The 17405-nt window shown below is 73.7% G+C and carries 15 protein-coding genes; 10 read left to right on the top strand and 5 right to left on the bottom strand.

Going from position 1 to position 17405, the window contains the following annotated elements; genetic code table 11:
* The 4 genes from ACYVIP_RS00005 to ACYVIP_RS00020 form a co-directional block, all read left to right on the top strand.
* On the top strand, positions 1-779 hold a 779-nt coding region (locus tag ACYVIP_RS00005; protein ID WP_460390533.1), incomplete at its 5' end, for an acetate--CoA ligase family protein.
* The gene (locus tag ACYVIP_RS00010; protein WP_460390535.1) at positions 776-2002 is read left to right on the top strand and encodes an FAD-dependent oxidoreductase; all 1227 of its coding nucleotides are present in this window, start codon (positions 776-778) and stop codon (positions 2000-2002) included. The genes ACYVIP_RS00005 and ACYVIP_RS00010, both read left to right, overlap by 4 nt.
* Before the next feature lie 13 nt (positions 2003-2015).
* Positions 2016-3638, top strand: coding sequence for a long-chain-fatty-acid--CoA ligase (locus ACYVIP_RS00015; protein ID WP_460390537.1), 1623 nt, complete (start codon positions 2016-2018; stop codon positions 3636-3638).
* The gene (locus ACYVIP_RS00020) at positions 3635-4819 is read left to right on the top strand and encodes a thiolase family protein (protein ID WP_460390539.1); all 1185 of its coding nucleotides are present in this window, start codon (positions 3635-3637) and stop codon (positions 4817-4819) included. Before ACYVIP_RS00015 ends, ACYVIP_RS00020 begins: the two co-directional genes overlap by 4 nt.
* Positions 4820-4826: 7 nt before the next feature.
* On the opposite strand, the gene ACYVIP_RS00025 is transcribed toward ACYVIP_RS00020, so the two are convergent.
* The 4 genes from ACYVIP_RS00025 to ACYVIP_RS00040 form a co-directional block, all read right to left on the bottom strand.
* Positions 4827-6002 carry an ABC transporter ATP-binding protein gene (locus ACYVIP_RS00025; RefSeq protein WP_460390541.1) on the bottom strand — a complete coding sequence of 392 codons (1176 nt, stop codon included), beginning with the start codon at positions 6000-6002 and terminating at the stop codon, positions 4827-4829.
* Positions 5999-7750, bottom strand: coding sequence for an ABC transporter permease (locus ACYVIP_RS00030; protein ID WP_460390543.1), 1752 nt, complete (start codon positions 7748-7750; stop codon positions 5999-6001). Before ACYVIP_RS00030 ends, ACYVIP_RS00025 begins: the two co-directional genes overlap by 4 nt.
* Positions 7731-8780 (bottom strand): ABC transporter substrate-binding protein, encoded by a 1050-nt coding sequence (locus tag ACYVIP_RS00035; RefSeq protein WP_460390545.1) that lies wholly within the window; start codon positions 8778-8780, stop codon positions 7731-7733. Before ACYVIP_RS00035 ends, ACYVIP_RS00030 begins: the two co-directional genes overlap by 20 nt.
* A 111-nt stretch (positions 8781-8891) precedes the next feature.
* Positions 8892-10079 carry a cytochrome P450 gene (locus ACYVIP_RS00040; protein WP_460390547.1) on the bottom strand — a complete coding sequence of 396 codons (1188 nt, stop codon included), beginning with the start codon at positions 10077-10079 and terminating at the stop codon, positions 8892-8894.
* A gap of 80 nt (positions 10080-10159) precedes the next feature.
* Here ACYVIP_RS00040 and ACYVIP_RS00045 point away from each other — a divergent pair, with 80 nt between their 5' ends.
* From ACYVIP_RS00045 to ACYVIP_RS00055, 3 genes are read left to right on the top strand one after another with little or no spacing between them, the layout of a single operon-like run.
* Positions 10160-11350: a cytochrome P450 gene (locus ACYVIP_RS00045; RefSeq protein ID WP_460390549.1), complete on the top strand. Its 1191-nt coding sequence runs from the start codon at positions 10160-10162 to the stop codon at positions 11348-11350.
* Between the two features lie 20 nt (positions 11351-11370).
* Positions 11371-12294: an SDR family oxidoreductase gene (locus tag ACYVIP_RS00050; protein WP_460390551.1), complete on the top strand. Its 924-nt coding sequence runs from the start codon at positions 11371-11373 to the stop codon at positions 12292-12294.
* A gap of 25 nt (positions 12295-12319) precedes the next feature.
* On the top strand, positions 12320-12802 hold the full coding sequence (locus tag ACYVIP_RS00055; RefSeq protein ID WP_460390553.1) for a MaoC family dehydratase: 483 nt from the start codon (positions 12320-12322) through the stop codon (positions 12800-12802).
* Positions 12803-12804: 2 nt separating this feature from the next.
* On the opposite strand, the gene ACYVIP_RS00060 is transcribed toward ACYVIP_RS00055, so the two are convergent.
* A complete protein-coding gene (locus tag ACYVIP_RS00060; RefSeq protein WP_460390555.1) occupies positions 12805-13725 on the bottom strand; it encodes a PaaX family transcriptional regulator in 921 nt (306 codons plus the stop codon).
* 69 nt (positions 13726-13794) lie between these two features.
* Here ACYVIP_RS00060 and ACYVIP_RS00065 point away from each other — a divergent pair, with 69 nt between their 5' ends.
* From ACYVIP_RS00065 to ACYVIP_RS00075, 3 genes are read left to right on the top strand one after another with little or no spacing between them, the layout of a single operon-like run.
* A complete protein-coding gene (locus tag ACYVIP_RS00065; RefSeq protein WP_460390557.1) occupies positions 13795-15024 on the top strand; it encodes a CaiB/BaiF CoA transferase family protein in 1230 nt (409 codons plus the stop codon).
* Between the two features lie 2 nt (positions 15025-15026).
* Positions 15027-16115: a 2-hydroxyacyl-CoA dehydratase gene (locus tag ACYVIP_RS00070; RefSeq protein WP_460390559.1), complete on the top strand. Its 1089-nt coding sequence runs from the start codon at positions 15027-15029 to the stop codon at positions 16113-16115.
* Entirely contained in the window at positions 16105-17352 is a 1248-nt protein-coding gene (locus ACYVIP_RS00075; RefSeq protein WP_460390561.1) for a 2-hydroxyacyl-CoA dehydratase, read from the top strand. Before ACYVIP_RS00070 ends, ACYVIP_RS00075 begins: the two co-directional genes overlap by 11 nt.
* Positions 17353-17405: the final 53 nt, after the last annotated feature.

Consider the following 17405-nt stretch of genomic DNA (forward strand, 5'->3'; position numbering starts at 1 on the left):
CACCCGACCGGCTCGCCCGCGCCACGGCCGCGCACCGCGCCGACGCGGCCGCCGCGTTCCGCCTGGCCATGCGCGTCCCCGGCGGCGGCGCCACCGGCCGCCTGCTCGGTCCGGCACCGATCGACGAGCACGGCGCCAAGGCGCTGTTCGCGCGGCGCGGTCTCGCGGTTCCGGATGGCCGCGCGTGCGACACCCGCGCCGGGGCCCACCAGGCCCTCGCCGCCCTCGGCGGGCCGGTCGTGGTCAAGCTCCGCGCCGCGGCACTGACCCACAAGTCCGATGTGGACGGTGTGCGGACCGGAGTGCGTACCGCCGATGGCCTCGACGAGGCGCTCGACGCGATCGACGCGGCCGCCGCGACGCTGGCGCTGCGCCCGCGCTACCTCGTCGAGCGGCAGGCGCCGCCCGGCCCCGAGCTGATCGTCGGCGCCACCCGGGACCCCGCCTTCGGCCCCTCGGTGCTGCTCGGTCTCGGCGGCACCGGCGTCGAACTGGCCGCCGACCCGGACCTGCGGCTGGCGCCACTGTCCGAACTGGACGCACGGGACATGGTGGCGGGATTGCCCGCGCCGCTGCTGGCCGGCTACCGCGGCGCGCCGCCGGTGGACCGCGAGGCCGTGGCGACGGCGATCCGGGCGGTGGCCGGGCTGTTGCTGGACCACGACGACGTGGTGACGGTCGAGGCCAACCCGGTGCGGCTCACCAGACAGGGCGCGATCGCCCTGGACGCGGTGGTCGTGCTCGAGGAACAGGTGCAGGCGAAAGAGGTGCGGGGATGACCGGGGCGGACCAGAACAGGCACGAGGCACTCGTGGTGGGCGCGGGCCCGGTCGGGTTGACCGCCGCGCTGGCACTGCGGGCGCTGGGACGCCCGGTGACCGTGCTCGAGGCGGGCGCGGCCGGCCGGCCGCGGCCGGGCAGCCGGGCGATCTTCGTCCACGGCGTCACCCTCGCCGTGCTCGACCGGTCGTTCCCCGGGCTCGCGACGTCCCTCGCCGCGCACGGCGTGCTCTGGCACACCAAACGCACCTTCTACGAGGGCCGTGAGGTCTTCGCCCGCGGCTACCCGCCGCCGGCGCCGGACAGGCTGCCGCACTTCACCAGCCTGCCCCAGGTGGACACCGAGCGGTACCTGCTGCAGGCCTGCAAGGAGGCCGGCGTCGAGTTCGCCTGGAACCACGCGGTGTCCGGCGTCGAGTCCACAGTGGACGGTGTGCTGGTCACCACGGCCGACGGCACGCGGTGGGCGGCCGACTACGTGATCGCCGCCGACGGCGCGAGCTCGGCGGTGCGCAAGGCGATCGGCACCACAATGGACGGTGACCGGTCCGACGGCTGGTACATCGTCGTGGACACCGAGGAGGACCCGGCCGACCCACTGCCGGTGGAGCGGATCTTCCACTACGGCCACCCGGCCGTCGACGGCCGCAACGTGTTGCTCGTGCCGTTCGCCGGCGGCTGGCGGGTCGACCTGCAACTGTACGACGACGACGACCCGGAGGAGCTGCGCACGGGCGATGGCCTGCGCTCGTGGCTGCGCGCGGTCCTGCCCGCCGCCTACGCCGAGCGCGTCACCTGGGCGTCGGCCTACCAGTTCCTCCAGGTGGTCGCGGACGACTTCGCCGACCGCCACCGGCGGGTGCTGCTCGTCGGCGAGGCGGCGCACCTGTTCGCGCCGTTCGGCGCGCGCGGCATGAACTCGGGCGTGCCCGACGCGGACGCGGCCGCCACCGCCGTGCACCTCGCGCTGTCCACCCCGGTCCGCGCCCGCGCGGTCGCGGCCGTCGAGGACTTCGCCATCTCCCGGCGGCGGGCGGCGCTGTTCAACCGGGACGCCGCCGGGGTGTCCCTCGAACACCTGCGCCCGGACGAGGAGACCCGCGCCCGGCAACGCGCGGCCGCGGCGGGCGCGGCCGACGACGAGACGCTCGGGCACTGGCTGGACATCGCGCCCTACGGACCGCGCGAGGCGCCGCCGGGCAACACGATCTACCGGTACTGAGAGAGGAGCCGCGGTGCTCGGCACGATGGGACGGATGCCGCTGTCGCTGGCGATGGTGCTGCGGCGCGGGGCCTCGTTCGGCACCCACGCGCACGTCGTCGGCGTTGACCAGGGCGTCCGGGTCCGGCGGACCTGGCCGGAGGTGGCGGCCAGGGCCCGCAGGCTCGCCGCCGCACTGCCCGCGCTCGGGGTGGCGCCGGGGGACCGGGTCGGCACGTTCTCCTGGAACCGGCTCGCGCACCTGGAGCTGATGTACGGCGTGCCGCTGTCCGGCGCGGTCCTGCAACCGCTCAACGTCCGGCTGTTCGGCGACCAGCTCGCGTGGATCGCCCGCCACGCCGAGGATCGCGTCATCTTCGTCGACGCCGCGCTCACCCACCGGTTCGCGCGGATCGCCCCCGCACTGTCCGGTGTGGACTACGTGGTCCTGCCGGACGGCACGCCGCCGCACCCCGACTTCGCGGGCGCCACCGACTACGAGGACCTGCTCGCCGCCGCGTCGGACGACGAGCCGGCCGAACCGGACGAGTGGTCCGCGGCCTGTCTCTGCTACACCAGCGGCACCACCGGCAACCCCAAGGGCGTCGTCTACACCCACCGCTCGCTCACCCTGCACGCGATGAGCGCGCTGTTCGCCGACTCGTTCGCGGTCCGGGAGCGCGACGTGCTCCTCCCGCTCACCCCGCTGTTCCACGCCACCGCCTGGGGCCTGCCCTACGCGGCCGCGCTCGCCGGGGCCTCGCTCGTGCTCGCCGGGGCGGACACCAGCCCTGAGGCGATCGTGGACCTGATCGCCACCGAGGGCGTGACGATGGCCGCCGGCGTGCCGACGTTCTGGCTCGCCGTCGACGCGCTCGCCGGCGCCGATCTCGGTGGCCTGGAACGGATCCTGTGCGGTGGCTCGGCCATCCCGCCCGACCTGCTCGAGCGCTACCACCGGCGGGGCGTGCGGATGCAGCAGGGCTGGGGCATGACCGAGATGTCGCCGTCGGGCAACCTCACCAACGTCCGGCGCCGCCACGAGGACCGGCCGGCCACCGAACGGCTGGCCCTGCACGCCACCCAGGGCCTCACCACCGCGGGCGTCGAGCTGCGGGTGGTCGCCGAGGACGGCACCCCACAGCCCAGCGACGGGGCCTCGGCCGGCGAGATCGAGGTGCGCGGCCCGTGGGTGACCGAGTCCTACTACCGGCCCGATGACGGCGATGTCGACACCGATGACAGCAACCACACCCGTTTCCGGGACGGCTGGCTGCGCACCGGCGACATCGGCACCGTCGACGCGGACGGCTACCTGCGCGTCCTGGACCGCACCAAGGACCTGATCAAGTCCGGCGGCGAGTGGATCAGCTCGATCGAGCTGGAGAACCACCTCATGGACCACCCGGCCGTCGACCGGGCCGCGGTCATCGCGGTGCCGCACCCGGAGTGGGTCGAGCGGCCGGCCGCGCTGGTCGTGGCCGCCGGGCCGGTCACCGAGGGGGAGCTGCGCGAGCACCTGCGGTCGCGGGTGGCCAGCTGGTGGGTGCCGGAGCTGGTCGAGTTCGTCCAGGACCTGCCCCTGACCGCCACCGGCAAGTTCGACAAGCGCCGGATCCGGGAGACCTGGCAGCCGACGCGGAGGAGTGACTCATGAAACTGGACAACGTGGCCGTCCCACTCGGACTGTGCTGGTCCTCGCCGTTCACCCGCTGGCAGGGGCCGCTCGCGGAGCTGTCGAGCATCGACCTGGCCGTGGACGTCACCGGGCGGGCGCTGTCGGCACGGGAGTTCGACCCGGGGGAGGTCACGCACGCCGTGCTCGGCACGACCGTGCCCCAGGAGTCCGGTTTCTACGGCGTCACCTCGGTCGCGCCGCGCCTCGGCATGCCGGCGGTGACCGGTCCCGTGATCGCGCAGGCCTGCGCCACCTCCGCCGCGGTGCTCCAGGCGGCGGCGGTCCAGGTGCAGCTCGGCGCGCACCGCACCGTGCTGGCCGTGGCCACCGACCGCACCAGCAACGGCCCGCTCATGGTGTACCCGGCGCCCGCCCGCTCCGGCGGCGCCCCGCGCACCGAGCACTGGGTGCTCGACCCGATGGGCCAGGACCCGACCACCCGCGACTCCATGCTCGCGACAGCGGAGAACGTCGCCGCCGACGAGGGGTTCACCCGACCGGAGCTGGACGAGGTGACGCTGCTGCGCCACGAGCAGTACCAGTCGGCGCTGGCCGACGACCGGGCCGTGCAGCGGCGGTACTTCGTCGAGGCGCACGTCCCCGGCCGCAAGGGACACACGGTCGTCGCGGAGGACGCCGGCGTGCACCCGGCCACCCCGGCTGGCCTCGCGAAGCTCGCGCCCGTCACCCCCGGCGGGGTCGTCACCTACGGCACGCAGACCCATCCCGGCGACGGCACCGCCGGCGTTGTCCTGTCCACAGTGGACGCGGCGAAGGCGCGCGGCGGCGGGCTCGCGTGGCTCCGGGCGATCGCGTTCGCCAGGGTCGAGCCGGCGCGGATGCCCAAGGCGCCGGTGCCCGCCGCGCTCGCCGCGCTCGCCGACGCCGGGCTCACCATCGCCGACATCGACGTAGTCACCACCCACAACCCGTTCGCCGTCAACGACCTGTACTTCCACCGGCAGACCGGGTTCCCGCTGGAGCGGATGAACCCCTACGGCTCCAGCCTGGTCTACGGGCACCCGCAGGCCCCGACCGGACTGCGGGCGATCGTCGAGCTGATCGAGGCACTGTGGGCCCGCGGCGGCGGCCGGGGGCTGTTCACCGGCTGCGCGGCTGGCGACACGGCGGGCGCGGTCGTGATCGAGGTCGACGACTGAGGACCGCTCAGCTCTCGGCGGGCAGGATCAGCACGTCGGCGGCGCGGACGGTCACGGTCGCGGCCGCGCCCTCTGGCAGGTCGTGCTCGCCGAGCAGCCGGAAGGCGTGCTCGCCCGCGGTCGCGACCGTCTCGGTGTGCGCGCCGAGGAACAGCACCGCGGTGACCGTCGCGGCCCAGGAGTTGTCCCCGGTGGTGCCCGCGGGCGCCACCCTGGTCCGCTCCGGCCGGAACAGCGCCACCGCCTCGGCGCCGACCGCGATGTCGGCCAGTGGGCCGGTCACCTCGCCCAGGTCCGTGCCCAGCGTCGTGGTCCGCTCGTCGTGGCGCAGGACCGTGCCGGTCAGCTCGTTGCTGGTGCCGACGAAGTTCGCCACGTAGCGCGACGCCGGGGCGCGGTAGACCGTGGCCGGGTCGGCGAGCTGGCAGACCCGCCCGTGGCCGAGCACCGCGATCCGGTGCGCCAGCTCCATCGCCTCGTTCTGGTCGTGGGTCACGTACACCGCGGCGAAACCCAGCTCGCGCTGCATGGCCAACAGCTCCAGCCGCAGCTGCTCGCGCACCTTCGCGTCCACGTTGGACAGTGGCTCGTCGAACAGCACCAGGTCGTCCCCGCCGACGATCGCGCGGGCGAGCGCGATCCGCTGCTGCTGGCCACCGCTGAGCTGGTTGGGGTACTGCCGCGCCAGCTCCGGGGTGCCGACCTTCGCCAGCGCCGCGCGCACCCGCCGCTCGATCGTCGCCCGGTCAAGGCGGGGGCGGGCGTTGCGCAGCGGGTAGGCGACGTTGTCGAAGGCCGTCAGGTGCGGCCACAGCGCGTACGACTGGAAGATCATCGACAGCCGCCGGCGCTCCGGCGGCAGGTCGATCCCGCGCGCCGAGGAGAACACGTCCTCGCCGCGCAACGTGACCGTGCCCGCGTCCGCCCGTTCGAGGCCGGCGATGATCCGCAGCAGCGTGGTCTTGCCGCACCCGCTCGGCCCGAGCAGCACCAGGAACTCTCCTGGCGCCACCTCGAGCGACACGTCGTCGACCGCGTTCACCGTCGCGCCGTCGGCCCGGCGGAACGCCTTGACCAGCCCGCTGACCCGCACCACGGGCGGCTCGCCGCCGGGGCCGCGCCGGGTGGTCTCCTCCGCTGCCGCGAGGGTCATGTCGCTCCCGTCATCGGTCTGCTCGGTCATCGGCCCACCGGCGCGCTCCACCGCGCGCTGCGCCTGCTCAGCACCATCACCACGAGCACGACCACACAGCTGATCGCCGTCAGCACGGTGGACAGCGCGGCCAGCGTCGCGTACGAGCCGTTCTGGTAGATCTCGAGGATCCGGAAGCCCACCACCGGGTTGCCGGTGCCGGCCAGGATCGAGGACGCGGTGAGGTCGCCGATCATCCGGACGAACAGCAGCGCCCAGCCGGTGATCAGGCCGGGCAGCATCAGCGGCAGGTAGACCCGCCGGAACGTGCGGGCCTCGCCGGCACCCGCGACCCGCGAGGCCTCCGGCAGCTCACCGCCGACCTGGGCCACCGCGGCGTCGGCCGCGACCGCCGCCTGCGGCAGGTACAGCGCGAGGTAGGCGAGCAGCAGGATCGTCAACGTGCCGCCGAGCTCGAACGGCGGCCCGGCCAGCGCGAGCACGAACCCGACCGCGAGCACGATGTGCGACAGCGTGGACGGGAGCTTGATCGCCCCGTCGAGGAACCGGCCGAGCCGGCCGGCCCGGCTGACATACAGCGCGACGACGGCCGCGACCGCGATGCCGATGGTCGCGCCGAGCAGGCCGAGCCCGAGGCTGTTCAGCAACGCCTCCTGGGTGGTCGAGTCGTCGACGATCGCGCGCCGCAGCGCGTCGAACCCGAGCGCCCCCCAGTTGATCTTCGCGGTCCAGAACCCGGTGAGCGACACGATGAGCAGTGCCACGAGCGGCAGCACGGTCGTCACGAGCAGGTAGAGCACCATCAGCGCACGCACCGGCCCGCGCCAGCGGCCGAGCCGGATCCGGCTCACCCGCTGGCCCTTGCCGCCGACCGTCGCGTGCCGGCCGCGGCCGACGACCAGCCGCTGGGCCCACCAGGCGAGCGCCACGAACACGACCACGATGAGGCTCAGCCCGACCGCCACCCCGGTGCGGGGCGGGTACTCGGCGAGCGACTCGACGATCCGCACCGACAGCACGTCGATGTCCGCGCCGGTGCCGATCACCGCCGGGATGGAGAACAGCCCGAAGCCGCTCCACAGCATCAACAGCACCGCGCCCGCGAGGCTGGGCTTGACGCCGGGCACGGTCACCCGCCACAGCGTCCGGAACGGACCGGCGCCGCTGACCCGGCTCTGCTCCTCCAGGCTGGGGTCGAGGTTGCGCAGGCCGGCCGAGGCGAGCAGGAACGCGTAGGGCACCTGGTAGATCGTGTAGACCAGGATCAGGCCGTACCAGGAGTAGATGTCGAACGGGCCGTCGGACAGGTCGATCCCGACCACGCCGAGCAGGTCGCGCAGCCAGGTGTTGAGGTAGCCGGCCTTCGGCGAGAGCAGCAGCACCCAGCCGATCGCGCCGGCCACCGGGGGCAGCAGGAACGGCACCATCGGCAGCGCGTCGGTGAGCACGCCCATCCTGGCGTCGGTGCGTTCGTTGACCCAGGCGAGCGCGGTGCCGATCACCAGCGCGACCGCGGTGGCCGCGACCACGACCACGAGGGTGTTCAGCAGGAGCCCGGCCAGGTCCGGTTCGGCGAGCGTGTCGCGGACCGGACCGAGGTCCAGGCTCCCGTCGGCGAACAGCAGCCGGTACACGACCGCGCCGAGCGGGTACAGCGCGAGTGCGGCGAACAGCACGGCGATCCCGATGCTGACCCGGCCGAACACCGTGGGCCGGCGGCGGGCGGGCCGGGCGCGCGGCGGTGGTTCTGTTCTGGCCTCAGTCCGCGCCGAGGGCACCCAGGATCTCCTTCTCCTTCTTCGCCGCCTCGGCGTGGTCCACCCGCGTGAACTCGGCTGGCATCGTCGCCGTGTCGTAGGGCGAGACCGAGCCTGGCTGGCTGTTGAGGATCTTGTTGCCCTCCTCGGAGAGCACGAAGTGGGTGAACAGCCGCGCCGCGTTCGGGTGCTGGGCCTGTGTCGCGATCCCGGCGACGATCTCCGGGCCGGTGGTGAGCGGCGGGACGTTGATGGCGACCGGCGCGCCCTTGTCCTTGGCCGGCTGCACGGCCGAGGTCACGTTCGGCACGGTGATCGCGCCCTCGCCAGCGGCCATCGCCTCGGTGAGCGGGACCGTGCCGTCGTAGAAGCGCGCCACCTGTGCGCGCAGGTCCTCGAGGTAGTCGATGCCGTACTCCTGCTCGATGAGGTACCAGAAGTCCACATAGGCCGGTGAGGATTTCGGGTTCGCCATCAGGATCTTGCCCCGCCACCGGGGGTCGAGCAGGTCGGGCCAGTCCTTCGGGGCGTCCTGTTCGGACACTTCGTCGGTGTTGTAGCCGAAGCCGGAGGGTTGCACCTGGACCACCGCGGTGCCCCGGTCGGCGAGCACGAACTCGGCCGGCAGACCGGCCGGGTAGTCGGGGATGTTCGCCTCCGGCAGGGGAGTCAGCCACTTCTTGGCGATGCCGTCGGCGTAGAAGGGGGAGTTCGACACCATGATCATGTCCGCCCCCGGCTGGCCGGACTCCGCCTCGGCGGCGAACCGCTGGGCCAGCGGCGCTGCGGTCAGCCGGACGAAGCTCGCGTCGATCCCGTACTTCTCGGTGAACGCGTCCGCGAGCGCCTGCGCCACGTCCTCTGGCGGCACCGAGTAGAAGGTGACGCCGCCTTCCTCGCGCGCGCTCGTGATCAGCTCGGCCAGCGGCTCGTTGCCCGACTTCGCGGCCTCGTCGGCCGCCGTCTCACCACCGTCGCCGCCCCCGCAGGCGGTGAGGCCGAGCAGCGCGGTGGTCGCCAGCACGGCGCCGAATCTGGTGCGAAGAGCCATCGTTGCTCCCTGCGGACGGTCTGGCACGACGTGTCAGGTCACATACACTGACGCTGATGCAAAGAAGTGTCAAGAGCGGTGCACTGCTGGTCGCGGCCGGTGGAGCGGCGATCACGCTCGGCGTGCGGTGATCCGCAGGGGCACCCGCTGGGCGCCCAGTTCGGGCATGCGCGTCGGCTCGACCGGCCCGTCCAGAGTGAAGTCGCTGGTCCGCGTCAGCAACTCGGTCAGCGCGACGCGCAGGGACATCCGGGCCAGTGCCATGCCCGCGCACCGGTGCGGTCCGCGCCCGAAGGCCAGGTGCTGACCGATCTCGGGCCGGTCGAGGCGGAAGGTGTCAGGTTCGGGGAACACCCGCTCGTCGCGGTTGGCGGCGGCGTACACCAGCGTGACCGGCTCGCCGGGCCGGATCCGCCTGCCGTGCAGCTCCACCTCGTTGGCGACGGTCCGCGCGAAACCCCGGTAGGGCGTGTACAGCCGCAGGAACTCCTCGAGCGCGGCGGGCACCAGCGCCGGCTCGGCGCGCAGGCGCGCCTGCAGGGCCCGGTCGCGGGACAGGTGCACGCAGATCCCGCCGAGCAGCAGCGGCGGCGCGACCAACCCGACCACCAGCGACTGCCGCAGCGCGCCAACGACCATGGCGTCGGACAGCGGTTGGCCGTCGTAGGTCTCCGCGAGCAGCGAGCTGGCCGGGTCCCGCTCGGGGTCGCGGGGCGCCCGCCTGCGGTCGGCGACCAGCTCGCGGGCCAGCTCGTACATCCGCTCGCTGGTCGCGGTGACCACGTCGCCCTCCCTGGCCCGCCACGCGGCGACCCAGGTCGCGGCGGTGGTGGCGAGGTGGCGGACCTGTCCGGCGGGCAGGTTGAGCCACTCCGCCGCCACGAACGCCGGGTAGGTGGTGCCGAACTGGGCGGCGATGTCGCCGCCACCCGCGTCGAGCAGCGGCGCCAGCTCCCGCGCCGCGTGCCCGGCGAGCACCGGTTCCAGCTCGGCGAGGCGGCGCCGGTGCAGCGTGCGGTCCAGCGCGCGCCGGAACGGGGTGTGCGCCGGGGCGTCGAAGTTGAGCGGCGGCCGCCGGATCCCCCTCGGGTCGCTCGGCACGACGGCCCGGACCGAGGACAGGTACCGGTGGGGGTCGCTCGCGGCCGCCCGCACGTCCGCGTGCCGGGTCAGCGCCCAGAAGCCGCCGTAGGCCGAGGTGTGTGCGACGGGGCAGTGGTCCCGCAGGTCGCGGTAGACCTCGTAGGGGCTGTCGAACGTCTCGGGCGCCAGCGGGTCGAAGTCGTCACCGGGGGACATGACAGCGACAATACTTGACACTTGTTGTTTCTAGTGGTGATCTATCCGTCGAATAAACGAACTGATCCAGGGGCGGCCGGATGCACGACCACAGGCTCGACCACGACTTCGACCCGCGCGCGCCGGAGACGTTCACCAGCGCGCACGCGCTCTACCGGCGCATGCGCACCGAGTGCCCGGTCGCGCACAGCACCACCTACGACGGCTTCTGGGCGCTTTTCCGCCACGAGGACGTGGTCCGCGTGCTGACCGACACCGACACGTTCACCACCTCGGTGCAGAACGTCGTGCCGAAGTTCGCGTTCACCGGCCGCCGCCCGCCGCTGCACTTCGACCCGCCGGAGCACACCCGCTACCGCCGCGTGATCAACCGGTCGCTCGCCCCGCGCACGGTGGCCGCGCTGGCGCCGAAGGTGCGCGCGCACTGCGTCGCGGTGCTCCAGCCGCTGATCGACGCCGGCCACGGCGACGTCGCCGTTGACTACGCGCAGGTCTTCCCCGCGCACGTGTTCGCCGAGTTCTTCCACGTGCCGCTGCACCTGTCCGCCAGGATCAAGCGGATCAGCGCCGAGTACGTCGCCGCCATCCAGGTCGTCGACGACGAGAACGTCAAGCGGCTGTCGCGCCTGCTCTACGACATCGCGGGCGAGGTCATCGAGGCCCGCCGGTCCGACGACTGGGACGCCGCCGACGACCTCACCACCGCCCTGCTCGCCGACCGCCTCGACGGCGAGCCGCTGCCGCCCGACCTCGTGCACGGCTGCGTGCGGCAGCTGCTGGTGACCGGCATGGTCGCGCCGAGCGTGTTCATCGGCACCATGCTCGCCCACCTCGCCGAGCACAAGGACCTCCAGCGCCTGCTGCGGGCAGAGCCCGACCGGATCGACGCGGCGGTCGAGGAGTACCTGCGGCTGTTCACCCCCTACCGCGGCATGTCCCGCACGGCGCGCCACGACGTCGAGATCGGCGGGCGGCGCATCCGCGCGGGTGAGCCGATCGCGCTGGTCTACACCTCGGCCAACCGGGACGAGACGGTGTTCCCCGACGGGGAGGACTTCGTGCTTGACCGTCCAGAGCTCAGCCGCTCGATCGCCTTCGGCGCGGGCGTGCACGCCTGCCCCGGCGCGCCGCTTGCCCGCCTGATGCTCCGCACGACGGTCGCCGAGCTGCTGGCCAGGACCCGCGACTTCGACGTCACCGGCGAGATCGAGATGGCGCGCTGGGCCGAGTGGGGCACCCACCGCGTGCCGATGACCTTCCATCCCGCGTGAACCGACCGGAGGACAAGCAGATGGACCTGACAGGCAAGGTCGCGGTGGTGACCGGAGCCGGCCGAGGCCTCGGGCGCGCCTACGCCGCGGCGCTGGCCGCGCGGGGCGCGGCCGCTGTGGCGAACGACGCGGACGCGGCGGCGGCACACGCCGCGGCCGAGGAGATCACCTCGGCAGGGGGACGCGCGGTCGGCGAGCCGGGCGCGGTCGGCACGGCCGACGTCGCGGACGCGCTCGTCGACCGCGCGGTCAAGGAGTTCGGGCGGCTCGACGTCCTGGTCACCAACGCCGGCGTGCTGCGCGACCGGGTGCTGTGGAAGATGTCCGACGAGGACTTCGACCTGGTCGTCGGCGTCCACCTGCGGGGCACGTTCACCTGTGTGCGCGCCGCCGTGCGGCGGTTCCGGGACCAGGGCGACGGCGGCCGGGTGGTCGTGGTCGGCTCCCCGGCCGGGCAGCGGGGCAACTTCGGCCAGACCAACTACTCCGCCGCCAAGGCCGGCATCGTCGGCATGGTCCGCACCTGGGCGCTCGAGTGCGCGAAGGCCGGGATCACGGTCAACGCGGTCCTCCCGGTCGCCGCCACCGGCATGACCAGGACGATCCCCGCGTTCGCCGAGCACGTCGCGGCCTGGGAGGACCGCGGCGAGCCGCTGCCCGCCTGGCTGCGGCAGGCGGAGGGCTTCGGCACGCCGGCCGACGCCGCGGGCCTCGTCGCCTTCCTCGCCACCGACGCCGCCGCCGGGGTCACCGGCCAGGCCATCGGCATCGGCGGCGACAAGCTCTCCCTGTGGTCCCACCCCGAGGAGGTGGCGCTCGCCTACCGCGACGGCGGCTGGGACCCCGACGCCATCGCGTCGGTCTGGCCAACCTCGATCGGCCGCACCCCCCAGACCTACGGCATCCCGGCACCCCAGGAGGGACCGCATGACAACCCCTCGTGACGACCTCGAGACAGGAGGGACCCGCATGACACCCGCTCGTGACGAAGTCCGGGGAGGCACCACAGCCAGGGGGTTGGCGGGGTTGCTGGCGTTGTCCGGTACCGATCTCGGGGTCACGGAATGGCGTGTGATCACCCAGGACCAGGTGGACTCGTTCGCCGACGCCACCGGTGACCACCAGTGGATCCACACCGACCCGGAGCGGGCCGCGACCGGGCCGTTCGGCGGCACCATCGCGCACGGCTACCTCACGCTGTCGCTGCTCATCCCGCTGTTCGGCGAGCTGCTGGTGATCGAGGACGTCGCGGTGCGGGTGAACTACGGCCTGGAGAAGGTGCGCTTCCCCGCGCCGGTGCCCGTCGGCGGCCGGGTCCGGATGGCCGGCACGGTGGCCGCGGCCGAGGAGGTGCGTGGCGGCGTGCAGCTGCTGCTGGACTTCACCGTCGAGCTGGCCGACAGCGACAAGCCGGTGTGCGTCGCCCGCGCGGTCTACCGGTACTACGCGTGAGGTCAGGGCGCGCCGCGGGTGGTGTGGTGGCGGACCAGCTCGACGTCGTCGGGGTCCAGCTCGCGCACGATCTGCCGGACCCGGTGCTCGGCGAGCGGCCCGAGGCCGTCGTACACCTCGGCGAACAGCTCGCGGGCGAGGTCGCGCGGCCAGTCGCCGGGCAGCAGCGCGCCGGGCAGGGCCGGGTCCTTCCACCGGAACGTGCGCCACTGGTCCATGACCTCCGTGCGGGCCACGAGCGCCTCGGCCGCGGTGACCGCGCCCTGGCGCACCCGGTCGGCCAGCGGCGACACGGTGGCGACGAACTCGTCGTAGTGGGCGCGCACCTCGTCGAGGTCCCACGCGTCGGTCAGCGGCCGGCCGCCGACGGGCCCGGCGGTGCGCAGCACGACCGCGCTGGTCACGCCAAGCTCGGCCAGCTCGGCCACGGTGTCCTCACCGGCCGCGGTCGGCGAGATCCAGAAGCCGTCGAAGATCGGCGCGAAGCCGAGCCAGCGCAGGCGGGTACGCAGCTGGTGGCGGACCTCGCGCTGCTCCTCGGGGATCGAGAAGGCCACCGTCGTCCACACCCCGTCCCACGGGGTGTGGTCCGCGCCGAAGGCCAGCACCTTGCGCACGGCGTCGCCGAGCGCGGTCGCGGTGGTGCCATCGACGCCGTAGAACGTGCGCCGGCCCGCGCGGTGCAGGGTGATCATCCCCCGCCGGGAGAGCCTGCTCAGCGCCGCCCGGCCGCTGGCCTCGGTGATGCCGAACTCCGCGAGCAGGCGGATCAGCGCGGCCGAGGAGGCCCAGCCCTTCGTGGACTGCCAGTAGTCCGCGTACAGCGTCATCAGCAGGTGCTGGGGCGCGCCGCCGTGCTGTTGGCGGGGCAACAGGTCGGAGCGCCGGGCGCGGGGAGCGGCTGAGCGCGGCGTGGCCGTCACGCCCGGAAGTGTATCGGTGCCCTATCGACCGTCATGCTTTGTGACAGTCGTGGACGAAGGAGGTGTCGCGTGGCCGAGCAGCCACTCGCCGGCAGGACGGTCGTCGACCTCACGACCGCGCTCGCCGGCCCGTACGCCACCCTGCTGCTCGCGGGGCTCGGCGCGCGGGTGATCAAGGTGGAGAACCCGCACACCGGGGGCGACTCGTCCCGGGGCAACGCCCCCTATCTCGGCCGCGACGGCCTGGGGCTCGGTCGCGCCCACGACGACGACATGTCCGTGTCGATGCTGCTGCGCGGCCGGGGCAAGCTCAGCGTGACCCTCGACCTCAAGCACCCCGACGGCGTCGCCGTGCTGGCCGACCTGGTCGGGCGGGCCGACGTGCTGGTGGAGAACTACAGCGCGGGGGTGACCGCCCGCCTTGGCATCGACTACGCCGCGATGCGGGCGGTCAACCCGCGGCTGGTGTACACCTCGGTCAGCGGGTTCGGCGCGCAGGGCGGCCAGGCCAAGGCGATGGACACGATCGTCCAGGCGCTGTCCGGGATCATGGGCACGGCCGGCAACGACGGTGACGACCCGGTCCGCAGCGGCCTGCCGGTCGGCGACCTCGTCGCGCCGCTGTTCGCGGTGATCGGCACGCTGTCGGCGGTCCTCCAGGCCGACCGCACCGGCGCCGGCCAGCACGTGGACGTCTCCATGCTCGGCGCGCTGACCTCGCTGGTCGCGTGTGAGCCGTTCGACGCGTACGCGGCCGTCGGGCTGGCGGCGCGCACCGGCTCGCTGGTGCCCCGGCTGGCGCCCTTCGGGCTGTTCGAGGCCACCGACGGGTGGTTCGCCCTGTGCGGGCCGACCGACCGGTTCGCTGCCGGGGTCTTCCAGGCCATGGGCGAGCCGGCGCTGGCGGCCGACCCGAGGTTCGCCACCCGCGACGGCCGGGTCGCCAACGCGACCGAGCTGCACCGGCTGATCGCGGCGTGGGCCACCGGGCGGCGCCGGGCGGACGCGGTGGCGCTGCTCGCCGACAACGGGGTGCCGGCGGCGGTGGTGCGCGAGCCGGAGGAGGCGGTGCGCGACCCGCTCGTGCGCGCCCGCGGCGAGGTGGTCCCGCTGGCACACCCCCGCTACGGCGCCACCGCGGACATCTCGGCGACCGGGGTGCCGATCGTGTTCTCCGGCGCGCGGGCCGGCTTCGACCTGCCGGCGCCCGGGCTCGGTGAGCACACCGAGCAGGTGCTCGGCGAGCTCGGCTACGACGCCGACCGGGTCGCCGGGCTGCGCGCGGCGGGGGTCGTCTGAGCGTGGGCACCCCCCTCGAACTGCTGGTCGACCACTACGAGCGGCGCTATCCGGTGCCCGCGCACGACGGCGCGGTCGTCGGGTACGTCGGCCAGGACGTGCCGGTGGAGCTGGTGCACGCCGCGGGCGCGCTGCCGGTGCGCCTTGCCGGCCAACCGGGCACGGACGTGGCGGTGGGGGAGGGCTACCTCGGCGCCGGCGTTGACCGGTGGGCCCGGTCGGTGCTGACCCGCCTGCTCGCGGGGGAGTACGGCGGCCTCGACCGGCTGCTGGTCTCGCGTGACTGCGAGGCGTCGCTGCGGTTGTTCTACGCCATCCGCGAGCTGCGCCGGGTGGCGCCGGAGCTGGGGCTGCCGGAGACCTACCTGGTGGATCTGCTGCACCTGCCGCACTGGACCACCACGCGCTACAACAAGGTCCGGGTCACCGAGCTGGTCGCGGTGCTGGAGCGGTGGACCGGCACCCGGCTCACCCCCGGCGCGATCGCCGAGGCGATCGCGCTGCACGACGAGCACCGCCGGGCGCTGCGCACGGTGTCGGCCATGCGCCGCACCGACCCGCCGCGGCTGACCGGCACGCAGGCGCTGGCCGTCTTCGGCGCCGTCGTCCCGGTGGCCGAGCACACCCGGCTGCTGCTGGCGCTGCCGGACTCCGTTGTGGACACTCACCCCGGCCGGCGGGTCTTCCTCACCGGCAGCGCGCACGACACCGCCGAGGTGTACCGCGCCATCGAGGCGGCTGGCTGCGTCGTGGTCGGCGAGGACCACGACTGGGGCGACCTGCTGGCCACCCGGCTGGTCGGGGAGCCGACGCTGGACGCGCTCGTCGAGCGCTACCAGCACAACGGCCCCACCGCCGCCCGTGCGTCCATTCAGGACAGAGCGGCACACACCGCGGCGGCCGCGGCCGAGTGCGGCGCGGACCTCGTGGTCTCCTACGTCCGGGCCAACGACGACGCCCCGCCGTGGGACTTCCCCGCGCAGGCGGAGGCGTTGCGCGCCAACGGGATCCCGGCCGTGCTGGTCGACCGGCAGGAGTACGGCGAGATCGACCTCGCGCCGGTGCTGGCGGCGGTGAACCGTGTCCGCTGAGAAGCTGCTCGCCTCGGCGAAGGAGGCGTCCCGGTACCAGCGCGCGTGGTTCGACCGGCTGCGCGCCGACGCGGCCGGGGGCGGTCCGCTGGCGCTGGTGAACGCCGACGCGCCGCAGGAGATCTTCCGCGCCATGGACATCCCGTACGTGGTGAACCAGTGGTGGGCCTCGGTGGTCGCGGCCAAGCAGCGCGCGCCGTACTACCTGGAGCTGTTGCGGGAACGCGGTTATCCGGACTACACCGAGCAGTACAGCTCGATCTCGCTCGGCTCGCTGTTCGACCCCGACCAGGAGCACGCGCCGTGGGGCGGGCTGCCCCGGCCGTCGATCGTGCTGGCCGAGACGGTCGGCGACGGCGGCCGCAAGCTGTTCGACGTCTGGGGCCAGCAGCCCGGCATCGCCTACTACGCGCTGGAGAGCGCCGCGGAGAACACGGTCCCGGTGAACTGGTGGGATCTGCTGCCCCACGACTGGGAGAAGGCGATCGGCACCGCCCGGCTCGACCTGATGGTCTCCGAGCTCGAGGGGCTCGTGCGGTTCCTGGAGACCACCACGGGCCGGGTGCTGAGCGAGCGCAGACTGCGCCGAGTGCTGGACCTGGTCAACGAGCAGGCGGAGTGGAACCGCAGGAGCCGCGACCTGATCGCGGCCACGACCCCGAGCCCGCTGGCGGTCACCGACAGCATCCCGAGCGTGATGATCCCGCAGTGGCACCGCGGCACCGAGTGGGCAAGGGACGCGGCGCGGCGGTTCTACGAGGAGGTGGCGCAGCGGGTCGATGCGGGCGCCGCGGTGTGCGCGGACGAGCGCGTCCGTCTCATGTGGATCGGCCGGGGCCTGTGGTACGACATGGACTTCTACCGCCGCTTCGAGCGGCGCTACGGCGCGGTGTTCGTGTGGTCGATGTACCTGGCGGTCGCCGCCGACGGCTATCCGAGGTACGGCCCCGATCCGCTGCGCGCGCTCGCCGCCCGCTTCGCCGCGTTCAACGACCTGCTCTACACCCCGCCGTGGTCGTGCGAGTGGTATGTCAAGGAGGCGCGGCTGCACCGCGTCGACGGCGTCGTGCACCTCGTCTCGGACGACGCGCGCGGCAGCTACTTCACCACCAGGGCGTTGCGCGCGGCGGGCATCCCGGTCTACGAGCTGCACGCCGACAACGTGGACACCCGCTCGTTCCGGGAGTCCACTGAGGACGATCTGGGGGCCTGGATCGAGCGGGAGATCCTCGGCTGAGGTGTTCGAACATAGCGAATCCCGTGCGTGAATGTTCCGCCGGGCGGGAATCG

It is taken from the genome of Actinophytocola sediminis (assembly GCF_054779715.1).